The sequence below is a fragment of the Rhodococcus sp. OK519 genome (assembly GCF_003051005.1).
GTDB lineage: Bacteria > Actinomycetota > Actinomycetes > Mycobacteriales > Mycobacteriaceae > Prescottella.
This window is the reverse complement of record NZ_QAOW01000001.1, coordinates 1,156,986-1,171,127: the sequence shown is the minus strand read 5'-3', so window position 1 is coordinate 1,171,127 and position 14,142 is coordinate 1,156,986. Positions and strand designations below refer to the sequence as shown.

At 67.4% G+C, this 14,142-nt stretch carries 17 protein-coding genes and 2 tRNA genes; 11 read left to right on the top strand and 8 right to left on the bottom strand.

Annotated features, from left to right (window positions below; genetic code table 11):
• Positions 1-78 precede the first annotated feature (78 nt).
• From C8K36_RS05520 to C8K36_RS05510, 3 genes are all read left to right on the top strand, one after another.
• Positions 79-1,512 carry an acyl-CoA carboxylase subunit beta gene (locus C8K36_RS05520; RefSeq protein ID WP_107983344.1) on the top strand — a complete coding sequence of 478 codons (1,434 nt, stop codon included), beginning with the start codon at positions 79-81 and terminating at the stop codon, positions 1,510-1,512.
• A gap of 166 nt (positions 1,513-1,678) precedes the next feature.
• Positions 1,679-2,086 (top strand): YciI family protein, encoded by a 408-nt coding sequence (locus C8K36_RS05515; RefSeq protein ID WP_107983343.1) that lies wholly within the window; start codon positions 1,679-1,681, stop codon positions 2,084-2,086.
• 8 nt (positions 2,087-2,094) lie between these two features.
• Positions 2,095-3,240 carry an RNA polymerase sigma factor gene (locus C8K36_RS05510; protein ID WP_107983791.1) on the top strand — a complete coding sequence of 382 codons (1,146 nt, stop codon included), beginning with the start codon at positions 2,095-2,097 and terminating at the stop codon, positions 3,238-3,240.
• Positions 3,241-3,443: 203 nt separating this feature from the next.
• Here C8K36_RS05510 and C8K36_RS05505 read toward each other — a convergent pair whose 3' ends face one another.
• From C8K36_RS05505 to C8K36_RS05495, 3 genes are all read right to left on the bottom strand, one after another.
• Complete coding sequence (locus C8K36_RS05505) at positions 3,444-3,956, bottom strand: DUF3145 domain-containing protein (protein ID WP_107983342.1); 513 nt, start codon at positions 3,954-3,956, stop codon at positions 3,444-3,446.
• A gap of 145 nt (positions 3,957-4,101) precedes the next feature.
• On the bottom strand, positions 4,102-4,920 hold the full coding sequence (locus C8K36_RS05500; protein WP_107983341.1) for a serine hydrolase domain-containing protein: 819 nt from the start codon (positions 4,918-4,920) through the stop codon (positions 4,102-4,104).
• A gap of 34 nt (positions 4,921-4,954) precedes the next feature.
• Entirely contained in the window at positions 4,955-6,082 is a 1,128-nt protein-coding gene (locus C8K36_RS05495) for an NDMA-dependent alcohol dehydrogenase (protein ID WP_107983340.1), read from the bottom strand.
• Positions 6,083-6,351: 269 nt separating this feature from the next.
• On the opposite strand from C8K36_RS05495, the gene C8K36_RS25075 reads away from it, so the two are divergent.
• The 4 genes from C8K36_RS25075 (at position 6,352) to C8K36_RS05485 (ending at position 8,116) form a co-directional block, all read left to right on the top strand.
• A complete protein-coding gene (locus C8K36_RS25075; protein WP_258195085.1) occupies positions 6,352-6,657 on the top strand; it encodes a hypothetical protein in 306 nt (101 codons plus the stop codon).
• A 36-nt stretch (positions 6,658-6,693) separates the two neighbouring features.
• Positions 6,694-7,461, top strand: coding sequence for a ParB/Srx family N-terminal domain-containing protein (locus tag C8K36_RS25070; protein WP_258195278.1), 768 nt, complete (start codon positions 6,694-6,696; stop codon positions 7,459-7,461).
• 55 nt (positions 7,462-7,516) lie between these two features.
• A complete protein-coding gene (locus C8K36_RS24515) occupies positions 7,517-7,714 on the top strand; it encodes a hypothetical protein (protein ID WP_146176460.1) in 198 nt (65 codons plus the stop codon).
• Between the two features lie 159 nt (positions 7,715-7,873).
• Positions 7,874-8,116, top strand: coding sequence for a hypothetical protein (locus C8K36_RS05485; RefSeq protein ID WP_146176459.1), 243 nt, complete (start codon positions 7,874-7,876; stop codon positions 8,114-8,116).
• A gap of 180 nt (positions 8,117-8,296) precedes the next feature.
• On the opposite strand, the gene C8K36_RS05480 is transcribed toward C8K36_RS05485, so the two are convergent.
• Together C8K36_RS05480 and C8K36_RS05475 are read right to left on the bottom strand one after the other, a co-directional pair.
• Positions 8,297-8,590 carry a hypothetical protein gene (locus C8K36_RS05480; RefSeq protein ID WP_146176458.1) on the bottom strand — a complete coding sequence of 98 codons (294 nt, stop codon included), beginning with the start codon at positions 8,588-8,590 and terminating at the stop codon, positions 8,297-8,299.
• 5 nt (positions 8,591-8,595) lie between these two features.
• Positions 8,596-9,327 carry an MBL fold metallo-hydrolase gene (locus C8K36_RS05475; protein ID WP_107983337.1) on the bottom strand — a complete coding sequence of 244 codons (732 nt, stop codon included), beginning with the start codon at positions 9,325-9,327 and terminating at the stop codon, positions 8,596-8,598.
• A gap of 238 nt (positions 9,328-9,565) precedes the next feature.
• Between C8K36_RS05475 and C8K36_RS05470 the strand changes: the two genes are divergently transcribed.
• Positions 9,566-9,748, top strand: a complete 183-nt coding sequence (locus C8K36_RS05470; RefSeq protein WP_107983336.1) for an enoyl-CoA hydratase — start codon at positions 9,566-9,568, stop codon at positions 9,746-9,748.
• Positions 9,749-9,776: 28 nt separating this feature from the next.
• The gene (locus tag C8K36_RS05465) at positions 9,777-10,160 is read left to right on the top strand and encodes a hypothetical protein (protein ID WP_107983335.1); all 384 of its coding nucleotides are present in this window, start codon (positions 9,777-9,779) and stop codon (positions 10,158-10,160) included.
• 570 nt (positions 10,161-10,730) lie between these two features.
• On the opposite strand, the gene C8K36_RS05460 is transcribed toward C8K36_RS05465, so the two are convergent.
• A tRNA-Ile gene (locus C8K36_RS05460) sits at positions 10,731-10,804 on the bottom strand.
• Positions 10,805-10,971: 167 nt separating this feature from the next.
• Here C8K36_RS05460 and C8K36_RS05455 point away from each other — a divergent pair.
• The gene (locus C8K36_RS05455) at positions 10,972-11,658 is read left to right on the top strand and encodes a 3'-5' exonuclease (protein WP_107983334.1); all 687 of its coding nucleotides are present in this window, start codon (positions 10,972-10,974) and stop codon (positions 11,656-11,658) included.
• 67 nt (positions 11,659-11,725) lie between these two features.
• Here the strand turns inward: C8K36_RS05455 and C8K36_RS05450 are convergent.
• Positions 11,726-11,798: transfer RNA gene (locus tag C8K36_RS05450), tRNA-Asn, on the bottom strand.
• Between the two features lie 136 nt (positions 11,799-11,934).
• On the opposite strand from C8K36_RS05450, the gene C8K36_RS05445 reads away from it, so the two are divergent.
• Entirely contained in the window at positions 11,935-12,183 is a 249-nt protein-coding gene (locus C8K36_RS05445; protein WP_107983333.1) for a hypothetical protein, read from the top strand.
• A 19-nt stretch (positions 12,184-12,202) separates the two neighbouring features.
• Here the strand turns inward: C8K36_RS05445 and dnaG are convergent, their stop codons facing one another.
• A complete protein-coding gene (gene dnaG, locus C8K36_RS05440) occupies positions 12,203-14,131 on the bottom strand; it encodes a DNA primase (RefSeq protein ID WP_107983332.1) in 1,929 nt (642 codons plus the stop codon).
• Positions 14,132-14,142 lie beyond the last annotated feature (11 nt).

Genomic DNA, 14,142 nt, shown 5'->3' with positions numbered 1-14,142 from the left:
TGGATCGCAGGTGGGGACCCGCACCCGGGTCCCCACCCCCGAACTTTCGCCCCAGGTGGGCATGCTCAGGAGGACATCATGACCGTCTTGGCTCCCGCGACGCAGTCAGAAGCATCGACCGATCCGCGTGACCCGCTCGCGCGTCTCGCCAAGTTGTTCGATGCCGGCACCGTCGTACCGCTGCACGACCGCGACAAGTCCGGTGTGCTCGCCGCATCGGGCGAGATCGACGGTGTTCGCACCATCGCCTACTGCTCCGACGCCACCGTCATGGGCGGCGCGATGGGCGTCGAAGGCTGCAAGCACATCGTCACCGCGATCGACACCGCGATCGACGATCGTGCCCCCGTCGTCGGCCTGTGGCACTCAGGCGGCGCGCGTCTCGCCGAGGGTGTCGAGGCCCTGCACGCAGTCGGCCTGGTCTTCGAAGCCATGGTCCGCGCGTCCGGTCTCGTCCCGCAGATTTCCGTCGTGCTCGGCTTCGCGGCCGGCGGCGCCGCCTACGGCCCCGCCCTCACCGATGTCGTGATCATGGCCCCCGAGGGCCGGGTGTTCGTCACCGGACCGGACGTCGTCAAGAGCGTCACGGGCGAGCAGGTCGACATGGCCACGCTCGGTGGCCCCGACACCCACACCAAGAAGTCCGGCGTCGCGCACATTGCCGCGCACGACGAGGACGACGCCTACCACCGCGCCCGCCGCCTGGTGTCGATGTTCTGCGAGCAGGGCGAGTTCGATCTCGCGGCCGCCGAGCACGGTGACACCGATCTGCGCGCGCTCATGCCGGAATCCGCCAAGCGTGCGTACGACGTGCGCCCGATCGTCCACGAGTTCCTGGACAACGTCGAGGGCGAGTCGAGCTTCGAGGAACTCCAGGGAAACTGGGCCCGCAGCATCGTCACCGGTGTCGGTCGCCTGGGCGGCCGTACCGTCGGCGTGATCGCGAACAACCCGCTGCGTCTGGGCGGCTGCCTCAACTCGGAGAGTGCCGAGAAGTCGGCCCGGTTCGTGCGCCTGTGCGATGCCTTCGGTATCCCGCTGGTCGTCATCGTCGACGTTCCCGGCTACCTGCCGGGCGTCAGCCAGGAGTGGGACGGTGTCGTTCGCCGCGGCGCCAAGCTCCTGCACGCCTTCGCCGAGGCCACGGTCCCCCGCGTCACCCTCGTCACCCGCAAGATCTACGGCGGCGCGTACATCGCGATGAACTCGCGGGCCCTGGGCGCGACGGCGGTGTACGCGTGGCCCGAGTCCGAGGTCGCCGTCATGGGCGCCAAGGCGGCGGTCGGCATCCTGCACAAGCGCGCCCTCGCCGCCGCTCCCGAAGAGGAGCGCGAGGCCCTGCACGACCGTCTCGCAGCCGAGCACGAGGAAATCGCCGGCGGTGTCGGACGCGCAATCTCGATCGGCGTCGTCGACGAGACGATCGATCCGGCAAAGACCCGCAGCGTCATCACTGCGGCTCTGGCCGCAGCGCCGGCCAACCGCGGACAGCACAAGAACATCCCGCTGTAACCCGACTCGATTCCGAGTTCAGCGACACCGAGACCCCCTGCCCGCGCAGGGGGTCTCGGCCGTTCCGGAGTCTTCGCGGAAGGCCATGTCGAGAATCCGTGTCCGGCTCCGTCCCGGTAGTGAATGCGACCACAATGGGTCGCACCAGCACCGAGGAGAAAACACGATGGCCAAGTATCTGCTGCTCAAGCATTACCGCGGCGCCCCGGCGGCGGTCAACGACGTTCCGATGGACCGGTGGACACCCGAGGAAGTCTCGGCCCACATCAAGTACATGCAGGATTTCGCGGACCGGTTGGAGGGCACCGGCGAGTTCGTCGACGCTCAGGCGCTCGCCCCCGAGGGGATGTGGGTCCGGTACGACGGCGACGGCCGGCCGCCGGTGACCGATGGACCGTTCGCCGAGACGAAGGACCTCATCGCCGGCTGGATGATGATCGACGTCGACAGCCACGAGCGCGCCCTCGAACTGGCCGGGGAGCTGTCGGCCGCGCCCGGCGCGGGCGGCAAGCCGATCCACGAATGGCTCGAGGTGCGCCCGTTCCTGACGGCACCGCCGACCATCACGGACTGACCTTCTCCGTGGATGAAGCACTGCTCCGGAGCCTCACGCCGAGCGTGCTCGGGGTCCTCGTCCGCCGCGGAGCCGACTTCGCGGCGGCCGAGGACGCCGTGCAGGACGCCTTGGTCGAGGCGTTTCGCAGCTGGCCGGCCGACCCGCCGCGCGATCCGAAGGGGTGGCTGATCGCCGTGGCGTGGCGACGGTTCCTCGACGCGACCCGGGCGGACGCTGCACGCCGTCGGCGGGAGGACGTCGTCGACGACGAGCCGGCGCCCGGACCGGGGTCGGCGGTGGACGATTCGTTGCAGCTCTACTTCCTGTGCGCGCATCCGTCGCTTTCGCCGTCGTCCGCGGTCGCTCTCACGCTGCGGGCGGTCGGAGGGCTGACCACCCGCCAGATCGCGCGGGCCTACCTGGTGCCCGAGGCCACCATGGCGCAGCGCATCAGCCGCGCCAAGCGCACGGTCTCCGGCGTGCGGTTCGACCGGCCCGGCGACGTCGCCACCGTCCTGCGCGTCCTGTATCTCGTCTTCAACGAGGGATACTCCGGCGACATCGATCTCGCGGCCGAGGCCATCCGGCTCACGCGACAACTCGCGTCCACGATCGACCACCCCGAAGTGGCGGGGCTCCTCGCGCTCATGCTGCTCCATCACGCCCGACGCGACGCCCGGACCGCGGCGGACGGCAGCCTCGTGCCCCTTGCCGAACAGGACAGGGGCCGGTGGGACACGTCGGCGATAGCCGAGGGCATCTCGATCCTGCAGTCCGCCCTCTCCCGAGACCGACTGGGCGAGTACCAGGCCCAGGCCGCCATCGCGGCACTGCACGCCGACGCGCTCACCGCAGAGGAAACGGACTGGGTGCAGGTGGTCGAGTGGTACGACGAACTGGCGCAACTGTCCGACAGCCCGGTCGTCCTACTCAATCGGGCGGTGGCCGTCGGTGAGGCGGACGGGCCCCGGGCCGGCCTGTCGGCGCTCTCGTCGTTGCCGGAGTCTCTGCCCCGCTATGCCGCGGTTTCCGCGTATCTGCACGAACGTGACGGCGACCCGGACGCGGCGACGCGGCTGTACATCGAGGCGGCGGACAAGGCGACCAACCTGGCCGAGCGAGATCATCTCAGGCGCCAGGCGGCTCGCCTCCACTCGCGTCGATCCCGCTGAGGGAGAGACCGCACACAGCGCGATTCCCGCACTCCCGCACGGCGGCCGGAAACCCCTGTGCGCGTGTTCCTGGGGCGTCAGCTGACGACTGCCCGTCGCGCTACGTTTCACGCTCGCTCGATTCCACGCTCTTTCGTGTGGGAGAAAAACGTTGCGCCCGAAAGGGATTCGTCTGCCACTTCGCAGAGTGGGAGCAGGAATGGCTAACCCACGTCGCGGCGCAACCAGGTCACCTCGGCGCCTTCACCACCACTACGATACGGTTCGAGCACATCATCCCATTCGGTGCCGAGCGCGTGTGCCAGTGCCGCCGCGAGATCGTCCCCTCCGTCCGCCATCATTGACCGCAGACGCATCTCCCCCACCGTCACATCGCCGCACGCGCTCGTCGCACCGTGCCACAGCCCCAGACCGGGGACGTGGCTGTACCGTTCGCCGTCGACGCCGTCGCTCGGATTCTCCGTCACCTCGAAGTACAGCAGCGGCCAGGCGCGCAGCGCAGCGGCAACCCGGGACGCGGTACCGACAGGACCGAACCAGTCGCAGGTTGCCCGCAGTGTGCCGGGCGCGGCGGGTTGAGCCGTCCACCGCAGGTTGGGCCGGGCAGCGAGAATCGAGGTGAGCGCCCATTCGACATGCGGGCACACCGCGGCGGGCGACGCGTGGACGTAGACAACTCCAGCCGTCGCATCCGCGAACTGGTTCAACGAGCGCACTGCAACACCTCCAGCTTCGACGAGGGACGTCTTCCCCAACGACCTCGGCCGATAAACCCGGAGCTGGATGTGCCGCAACGGGACACACCGTCGACCAGTGTGCCCTGTGATACCACTGTTACGCCAGTGGTAGCTGTAAATTGATCTACCCGCGTCCGCGGAGATCCGCGACGACTGCGTCGCCGAGCTCGGTCCACAGCGGTTTCGCCCAGTCTCCGAACGCCCGGTCGGTGAGCACGACGCACGCCGCATCCAGGGCCGGGTCGACCCACAGGAACGTCCCGGACTGACCGAAGTGACCGTAGGTCGCGGGCGAGTTGCCGGCGCCGGTCCAGTGTGGCGACTTGCCGTCCCGGATCTCGAATCCCAGGCCCCAGTCGTTGGGGCGCTTGGGGCCGTATCCGGGGAGCAGTCCCGCAAGTCCCGGGAACTGCACGGTGGTGGCCTCTGCGAGCGTCTGCGGGGAGACCAGCGTGGGCCGCAGCAGTTCGGCGGCGAAGCGGCTCAGATCGTCGACACTGGCCTGTGCGCCGTGGCCGGCCGGACCGACGAGGGCGGCCGTCCGCATCCCCAACGGCGCGAACACCGCCTCTGCGACGTAGTCGGCGAAGGCAATACCGGTCTCGGCCTCGACGAAATCCGCCAGCACCTCGAAGCCGGCGCTCGAATAGATGCGTTTGCCGCCCGGTTCCGCCTGCACCGTGCGATCACCGAATGAGAGCCCGGATGCGTGCGCGAGCAGATGCCGCACCGTGGACCCGGGGGGGCCGGCAGGCTGGTCCAACTCCACCGCGCCCTCCTCGACGGCCACGAGGGTGGCGTACGCGCACAACAGCTTCGTCACCGACGCGAGCTGATACACCCGCTGCCGATCCCCGAAATGCGCAATGCCTCGGCTGCCGTCCATGACGGCAGCCGAGGCATTGTCCACCGGCCATTGCCCGATCCGATCGAGAGTCTGCACCCGATCAGACTACGAGGGCGGATGGATCAGAGCGTCACCAGTCCGCTTCGGTGTAGCGAATGACGCCGCGGATGTTCTTGTTGTCGAGCATGTCCTGGTAGCCGTCATTGAGCTGCTCGAGCGAGTAGGTGTTGGTCACCATGTCCTCGAGGTTGAGCAGACCCGCCCGGTACAGGTTGAGCAGGTTCGGGATGTCCACGCGAGCGTTGCAGCCACCGAAGATGTTGCCCTTGAGGTCCTTCTGCAGCATCGACATCAGGAACGTGTTGAGCCTGACGTCCATGTCAGCCATGTGACCCATCGCGGTGACGACGCAGCGGCCGTTCTTCGACGTGAGCGTCATGGCGGGATCGATGTACTCGCCCTTCATCTCACCGACCGTGATGATCGTCTTCTGACACATGCGACCCCACGTGATCTCCATGATCGGGACGATCGCTTCCTCCATCGACGGGAAGGCGTGCGTGGCACCGAACTTGAGTGCCTGCTCCCGCTTGAAGGACGACGGATCGATCGCGAACACGTGGCGCGCACCCGAGGCGACCGCACCCTGCAGCGCGCTCATGCCGACGCCGCCGACGCCGATGATGGCGACCGACTCGCCCGGCTTGACCTCGGCGATGTGCGTCGCGGAGCCCCAGCCTGTCGGAACACCGCAGCCGACGAGAGCCGCGAGTTCGAACGGGATGTCCTTCTCGATCTTGACGACGGAGGACTCGTGCACCGTCATGTAGGGCGCGAACGTGCCGAGCAGGCACATGGGAATCACGTTCTGGCCGCGCGCCTGGATGCGGTAGGTGCCGTCGGAGATGGCTTGACCGCTCAGCAGACCCATGCCGAGGTCGCACAGGTTCGAATGCCCCTCCGAACACGACGGACAACGCCCACACGCCGGTATGAACGAGAGCACGACATGGTCGCCCACCTCGACGCCCGTGACGCCCTCGCCGACCTTGGTGATGACACCGGAGCCCTCGTGACCACCCATCGCGGGGTAGGACGGCATCGGGGTCGCGCCGGTGACGATGTGATGGTCGGAGTGGCACATGCCCGCAGCTTCCATGCGGATCTGCACCTCACCGGCGACCGGGTCACCGAGCTCGATCTCCTCGATCGACCACTTCTCGTTCACGCCCCAAAGCAATGCGCCCTTGGTCTTCATGTCAACCGCCCTTCAGTACCCAACTACCGATTGCTGTGACGATAGCCACAAATCGATCAAATTGGAACACGTTCTAGGTGATGAGTAACCAAACGACCCGTTCAGTGGGAAGTATCGCCTGGTCAACGGCGAGGAGGTGGCGTGAAATCGTCTGTCGGCGATCGCGCCGACGTTCATCCCGTCGTCATCGGACCGACAGGCAGCCTCGTCCTACCGGTCATCCGCGACGGCAATCCTGCAGTCGATCCGTCACTCGAACAGGAGAGCTCGTGCCGATCAATCTCGTGCGACGCAGCGCCCTCGCCGCCCTCGCCGCCCTCGCCGCAGCCGCGCTCACCGGAACCTATTGCGCCGGCACCGCGTCCGCCGTCGTCGGCCCCGGAGCGTGCGACGCCACTGCTCCCCCGCTCGGCTCGCTGTCCATCGGCTCACTGTCCATCGGCTCACTGTCCATCGAGTCGCTGTCGGGCGCCGACTACTCGGACTATCTGTGCGCTCGGGCCGGCGACCTACTCGACGTGCGCATCGGCGACGTCCATGCGACGCAGCCGTCGCTGGGCCACGACGAGGTCTAGTACAAGCTCGGCCGGTACACCCGCGGCAAGGACGCGATCAACAAGAAGTTCGACGACTGGTGCGAGGCGAACGGCCAGGCGAAGGCTGTGTCCGCCACGCCCAGCGCCACGCTCACCGATCCGTCCTTGTTCACGTGCGAGGTGCCGGTCGGCGCGGAGACCGCGGACACGATCGCCCCGATGAAGACCGTGGTGATCGGACCGGGCGGACGGCCGTATCTCACCGACGGTCATCACACGCTCGCCTCGTTCTACGAACTCGCCGACGGCGGTCCGGATCTCCATGTCCGACTGCGTGTTCTGGACAATCTCAGCGAGCTGTCCGAGCGGGCGTTCTGGGCCGAGTTGAAAAAGAACAAGTGGGTGTGGGATCGGAACGTCGACGGTGACACAATTCCCGTCGACAACCTTCCGGACGGCGTCGGGCTCGCGAAGTTCGACGACGACCGCTACCGCAGCCTCCTGTACTTCGCCCGCGACATCGGGTTCTCCGCCGGCACGATTCCGTTCCAGGAGTTCTACTGGGCCGCGTGGGTGCGCGCCGCGTCTGGTGTCGACCTGAGCACGTGGGACCAGAATGATCTGGCGAGCTACCTCGCGACCGTCGAAAGTGTGACGCGGGCGCAGACGGCGCTCCCCGCAGATTCGGTGGTCGAAAGTGGATTCACCGCAAGCGCTCTCGGCGTCCTCAGCGCGTGGAACGATGGCAAATCGCAATCGAAGGGCGAGTTCGCCAAGCCCTACTCCGATGACAAGCCGGGCAAGATCGCCTACGCGTTGGAGTTCAAGCACGGACTGGGTTGATCGGCGCCCCAGACTAGGCTGCGTCCGAGGTCGACACGGGGGGACGATGGGGACGATGAACCGGGGTCCTGGCACTGCTGTGGGGTTCGCGCTGTTCGCGCTCGGCACGCTGGGGACTCTCGGCTCGATCCTCTTCTATCCGCTCGTCGGCCCTCTCCTCGGCGCCTTCGCATCCATGCTCCCGCCGCTGTTCGTGGTGATCGGCGTGGTCGGCATCCTCCTTGTCGGAGGGGCAGGGAAGGGCTCTCGCTGACCGAGCGCCGAATGGCGACGACCCGACCTGTCGGCCCGGTCCATTTCCGCGTCAGCGACGGCAGCCACGGACTCCCCATCGGCCCTGGTGGAGCCCGTCGACGCGACCACGTCGAAACCGCCCACGGGTCGCCGACTCTACGAGGAAACCTGCGCGGGAATGACGGACTACTTCGCCGGCCCCCAAGAGTTGGCCGAAATGATGGGCGAGGCCTGGGACGTGCGCAAGGCCGCCGACGAGTTCCTCGAGCTCATCGCGCATCCCGAGAAATTCACCGAGCTGCAGGAACTGGCCGCCGAGTCCGGCACCAGCGCCGCCAACAACGAATGGGACCAGCTGAGCAGATCCGACATGGCCCAGGTTCGCGAAGCAATTCGGGCTGCCGCAGACGGCGACTGCTGACCAATGGCACGGCGATCGTCATCTTGTTCCCAGGATCGTTCTGGGCGATCGTCTGCGTGCTGCTGATCCTCGGTCTGATCATCAAGTTCTGGTGAGTGATCGTCGACATCAGCAGTATCTCGCCGGTAATCCGACCGGGCTGTACGGACAGTACCTTCCGCCCGACCTGTAGATCCGGGCTCACGCCACCCAGATGAATGCCGTGGTCAGCGCGCCGATACACGCCAGTGCTGCGAGCCCCCAGGCCCGGACACCGCGGCTGAAGGACCACGCGACGACACCGACGACGAGGCTCAGGGCGGCGGTTGCGATGGCGCGTCCCCACATCCGCGCTTCGTCGGCGCGGTCGAGACTCGTGCTGGAGGGAGGCTCACCGAAGAACGACGCCTCCGAGATGAGGATGGCGTACACCAGCCACACGGGCACGACCACCAACCCGATGAGACCGACGCACCACGCTGCCGCTCGCGCCACGCCCGTCACCCGGCGGGAGCGAAGGGGTCTGTGGCCGCAGATACTCGGTCGGACGCGTTCGCGACAACGGCCTCGCCGTGACCGAAGCCGGCGATCTCAGCCCCCGTCGCTGCGACCGCAGCGAGCGATCGACTCGCCGCTTCCCTGTCGGTGTCGAAGACGCCGAGAATGACGTCGCCGTTGAACTCGGCCACCGCGTCACCCGTCAGGACGGCGTCGGCATCCGGTAGGTACAGGGCGATGCTCCCTGGCGTGTGACCGGGAACCCCGACGATCCGCGCACCACCGGCGAAGTCCAGCACGTCGCCGTCGTGCACCACTCGGTCGACACGGCACGGCGGACCGTGGGACGGCTCGTCGAACTCGCCGTGGATGGTCTTCTCGAGATCGGTCAGCACGGGAAGCGGACCCCGCTCTGTGCCCGACACGAATGCAGCGTCGCCCGCGCCCGCGATCACCTCGACGGACGACCACGTAGCGATTTCCGCCGCCGACCCGGCGTGATCCTCGTGGAAGTTCGTGAGCACAATTCTCCGGACATCGGATCGTGCGCGGCCGAGTGCCGTCAGAGCCTCGGCGATCAGTTCGGCACTGTCCGGCCAGCCGGTGTCCACCAGCGTCACGCCGTCCTCGTCGAGCCAGAAGTAGCAGTTCAGCAAGTGCGCCGACCCCGTCGGGATCCGGAGGCGGTACAGAGACGGCGCCAACTGCTGGAGGTCGGGGCTGGGACTGGGCATGCCGCCACGGTATGCGGACCGCACGGATCTCGTCAGCCGATTTCTTTCTCGGCGAACATATTTCGCACGACGATGTCGGCGAACGTTCCCACGCCATAGTCATGCGCGCGATCCTGTCCAAAACTCCTTCGCGCGTCGAAACAGGTACTCGAACAGGTATTAGTGCGGTAGTCCACACCGTGCCCCGACGGCCAGGCTGGACCAGTCTCGATCAACCGAACCTCACGGAGAGTGACTCATGATTCGTCGCAGCCGTAAGACACTGGTCTCTTTGGACAGCGGTACGTGGTGCTTCGCGCGGCTCGTGGGGCCCGGGTACCGAGCGTCCGGCGTCCGCGTCCAACCCTCTCGGCACCCCGCGAAGGGCAAGCCGATCTTCACCGTCGCGGCCCCGAACAGCGGGGTCGGGTTCGCCCTCTAGCGGGCACTCGCACCAGGAAGCGCGGAAGATGATGTGCTTCGACCTTCGGGTCGTCACCGAGGACAGCCGACTGGTCCGATCGGCCCGGTCACTGGCCGATCCGGCACTGGCAGGATCGCTGGTGGCCGTTCGTTCGGTGATCCGTGGACTTCAGACCTGGGATTACGCGCCGCGCACGATCGCAATCATCGCCCTCGACAGCGGCGCCTGGTGCTACGCCTGGATCGTCGGCGGCGGCGCTCGGGGCGCCCGGGCCAGGTTGCTCGGCCACAAGCCCGGCGAGAAGTACCCGACGTTCGGAACCCTTCGCGTGTCACCCGATCACGAGCCGAACGAGCCCGCCCTCAGTGACCCGAAGTCGAGCGAACCGTTCAAGGAGCCGGCATCGACGGAACCCGGCCCGCCGGCCTGACTCCACGCTCGGCAGCCGGCGGTCGTGAACCCGTCGTCGCCCGGCTCGATCGTCACCGTGACCGGCCCGAACGAGGCCCCGCTGTCGAGAATGCCGACGCCGCCGTTCGGCAGCTCTTCAATTCGGCTCCAGGTACAGGGAAGCAGGCTTCCCGGCCAGGGACCGGCGGTCGTGTACGTCCCCGGCTGAACGTCGGCGCCGACGCGATAGAGCCCGTCCGCCAAGATCCTCGTCTGACTCATGGCCAGAGATCCAGCAGAAGCAGCATCAGCGGCTGATGCCACCCCGGCCCCGCCCGCAGCCATCCCGACAGCGGCCATCGTGACGACCACACCCACAACCCATCTCGTCGGCCTGCGCCCGCACGTGACTGCTCGATCGAGCATGTTGGAACCTTCCCGAAGTAGTCTCGCGCTCGCGCCCAGGCTGCGCGTCCGGAGGAGCGTAGCCCGAAGCCGACGACGTGACGGCCGAAACGATGCGGGAAGTTCGAGTGACCGGGCCGTCGCCGAAACCGATGAATAAAAGGATTGATTCCCCTTCCTCGGTCCCGAGAAAGGGGAAGTGCGGTGGGGCGGGCGGGGCTCGAACCCGCGACCAATGGATTATGAGTCCACGGCTCTAACCGACTGAGCTACCGCCCCGTACCGCGGCGAGTATCGCCGACCGCCGAATGCTACCGCCCGACCGGGGCTGCCCGCGTGTGCGGGGTGGCGTGTGTCGCAGCGTGAGCCCTCGATGTCGGTACCCGCGAGGAGACTGACCGGCGAACGCTCGAGCAACAGGCTCGGACGAACGCCGAAGGACCACGATGACCCACTGGACCACCCGCCCGATCTGCGCATTCGATCTGGAAACGACTGGCCGAGATCCACTCTCGGCCCGCATCGTGACCGCGTCCGTCGTCACCGTCGGCGACGACGGACCGAGGGTCCGGAACTGGTTGGTCGATCCGGGGGTGGAGATTCCGGCCGGGGCCGTCGCCGTGCACGGCATCTCGACGGCCCGCGCGCGTCAGGAGGGCCAGGACTATGCCGGCGGCTACCGAGAGGTCCGGGAAACCCTCGTCGAGGCATGGCGGGCCGGTCACGTCGTCGTCGCCTTCAACGCCTCCTACGACCTCACCGTGATGGACGCCGAGGGGCGTCGGCTGGGCTGGCCGCCGCTGACGGACTACGGCCTCGTCGTGGATCCGTACGTCATCGACCGCGAGATGGATCGCAAGCGCCGAGGCAAGCGCACTCTGGGCGCGCTGTGTGAGCACTACGGGATCGTGCTGACGTCGGCGCACGAGGCGGAGTCCGACGCCCTGGCCGCCGCGGAACTGGCACGGATCCTCCCGCAGCGGTTCCCGGATCTGGCCAGCCTCGACGACGTGATGACCAGTCAGACACTCTGGCATGCCGAGCGTCAACGCGACCTCGTCGAGTATCTCCAGCGCGAAGGCCGCGATGTGTCCGACGTCGACGGGCAGTGGCCGATCCGCATCGCCGCCTGACCACTGCGCTTGGGGCACGAAAAACCGAGGGCCCCTCACCCGTTAAGGTGAGGGGCCTTCGGTTCGGCTCCCCCGGCTGGACTCGAACCAGCAACCGTTCGATTAACAGTCGAATGCTCTGCCAATTGAGCTACAGGGGATTGACCTGCTCGGCGCTGCCCTTTCCGGCGGCGCCTGGAAAACTGTAGCCCATACCCCTACCCGAGTACCAAATCGCCTGAACAGAGGCCGATCAGGCAGGATGTATGAAGGCACTTCGACGGGAGGAATCCGGAAATGTTGCGGTTGTTGGTAGGCGTGGCTGCGGGCTACGTGCTGGGCACGCGGGCGGGCCGGGCCCGGTACGAACAGATCAGTAAGGCAGCCAAGGCCGTGGCGACCAGCCCTGCCACCAAGAAGGCCATCGAGGTGGGACGGCAGAAGCTTTCGGACTCGCTCAGCACGCAGCCGAAGCTCGAGCCGATGAAACCGATCGACGAGCAGACGACGATCTTGGTTCCACAGGATCAACTACGCCGCAAGTAGGTCGCATCGGCGGCGAGGGTCAGGCAATACCCTCGCCGCTGGTGTCGCCGATCGCCTGGTCGAGCAGGCTCCGGCGGTACTGCTCCAGTGCGACGAGATCGCCCAGGAGCGAATGGAACTCGGTGGAGTCGGTGGTCGGCGAGATGCGCTGCAACTTCGACTTCAACTCGGCGACCTGTTCGCCCACCCACACCTCCTGCAGGCGCGCGAGCACGCCGCGGATGTAGCGCGGCGCGGTGTTTTCGTCGGTCGGCAGTGGATCCACCGCGAGTTCCATCACGATCGAGTGCACCGTGTCGTCGCCTGCTGCCCGACCGACCGCGTCCACCCACTCGGCGCCGCCGAGCCCGGCGCTGGCGCCGCCCGCCGCGGCCACGGCCTCGCGGACGGCGGCGTAGGCGGGATGGGTGAACGACTCGGGCGGCAGCGAGTCGAAGATGGTGCCCGCGATCCCGGGATACTGCAGCGCCGACTTGAGAGCGTCGCGTTGCGGCCAGAGCGCCGGGTCATTGGGCCTCGGACGCGCCACCCCCGGCGCCGGCGTCGGGAACGCCTCGATCTGGGCAGTGTCGACAGGCCGACGTTTGGTGGTGGGCGCTCCCCCACCGCGAGCGAACTTGCGCGCCTCGTCCCGCACCCGGCGCCGAACGGACGGAATGTCGTCCCAGCCGACCCAGCCGGACAACTGGACCGCATACCCGTCGCGCAGGGTCGATTCCTTGATCCGCGCCACCACGGGAACGGTGCGGCGCAGAGCCTCGACCCGCCCCTCCGCGGTGTCCAGATCATGTTCGGCCAGAAGCGATTTGACGACGAACTCGAACATCGGGGTGCGGCGCGCGACGAGGTCGCGGACCGCCGCGTCACCCGACTGCTGCCGCAACTCGCACGGGTCCATCCCGTCGGGCGCGATCGCGACGAACGTCTGCCCCGCCATCTTCTGATCGCCCTCGAAGGCCTTCATCGCGGCCGCCTGGCCCGCTGCGTCGCCGTCGAAGGTGTAGATGATCTCACCACGGAAGTAGCTGTCGTCCATCAACAGTCGCCGCAGCATCGCGAGATGTTCGTCACCGAACGCGGTGCCGCACGACGCGACCGCGGTCTTCACCCCGGCCAGGTGCATCGCCATCACGTCGGTGTAGCCCTCGACGACCACCGCCTGGTGCCCCTTGGCGATGTCGCGCTTGGCCAGGTCGAGACCGAAGAGCACGTTGGACTTCTTGTAGAGGATGGTCTCGGGGGTGTTGACGTACTTGCCGGGCATGGTGTCGTCGTCGAACAGCTTGCGTGCGCCGAAGCCGATCACGTCTCCGGCGAGACTGCGGATGGGCCAGAGCAGGCGGCGATGGAACCGGTCGATCGGTCCGCGGCGGCCTTCCTTGGCCAGACCGGCGGCCTCGAGTTCCTTCGCCTCGAACCCCTTCGCCATCAAATGTTTGGTGAGCGTGTCCCACCCGTCCGGCGCGTAGCCGCAGCCGAACTGCGCCGCTGCCGCGGCGTCGAAGTTCCGCTCGGTGAGATAGTCCCGGGCGGCCTGCGCGTCGGGCTCCTTCAGCCGCGCCGCATAGAACTCCTGCGCGGCAGCGTTGGCTGCCACGAGCCGCGCGCGGGTACCTCGATCACGCTGAACCGACGGGCCGCCGCCTTCGTACGAGATCTGGTAGCCCATGCGGTCGGCAAGCTGCTCGACGGCCTCGACGAAGCTGACGTGCTCGATCTTCTGCAGGAACGAGTAGACGTCGCCGCCCTCGCCGCAGCCGAAGCAGTGGTAGTGGCCGTGATTGGGCCTGACGTGGAACGACGGCGACTTCTCGTCATGGAAGGGGCACAACCCCTTCATCGAGTCGCCACCCGCCCGCTTGAGCGAGACGTACTCGCCGACGACGTCCTCGATCCGGGTGCGCTCGCGAACGGCCGCGATGTCTCTGTCTGGGATTCGGCCGGCCACCTCGACAGTCT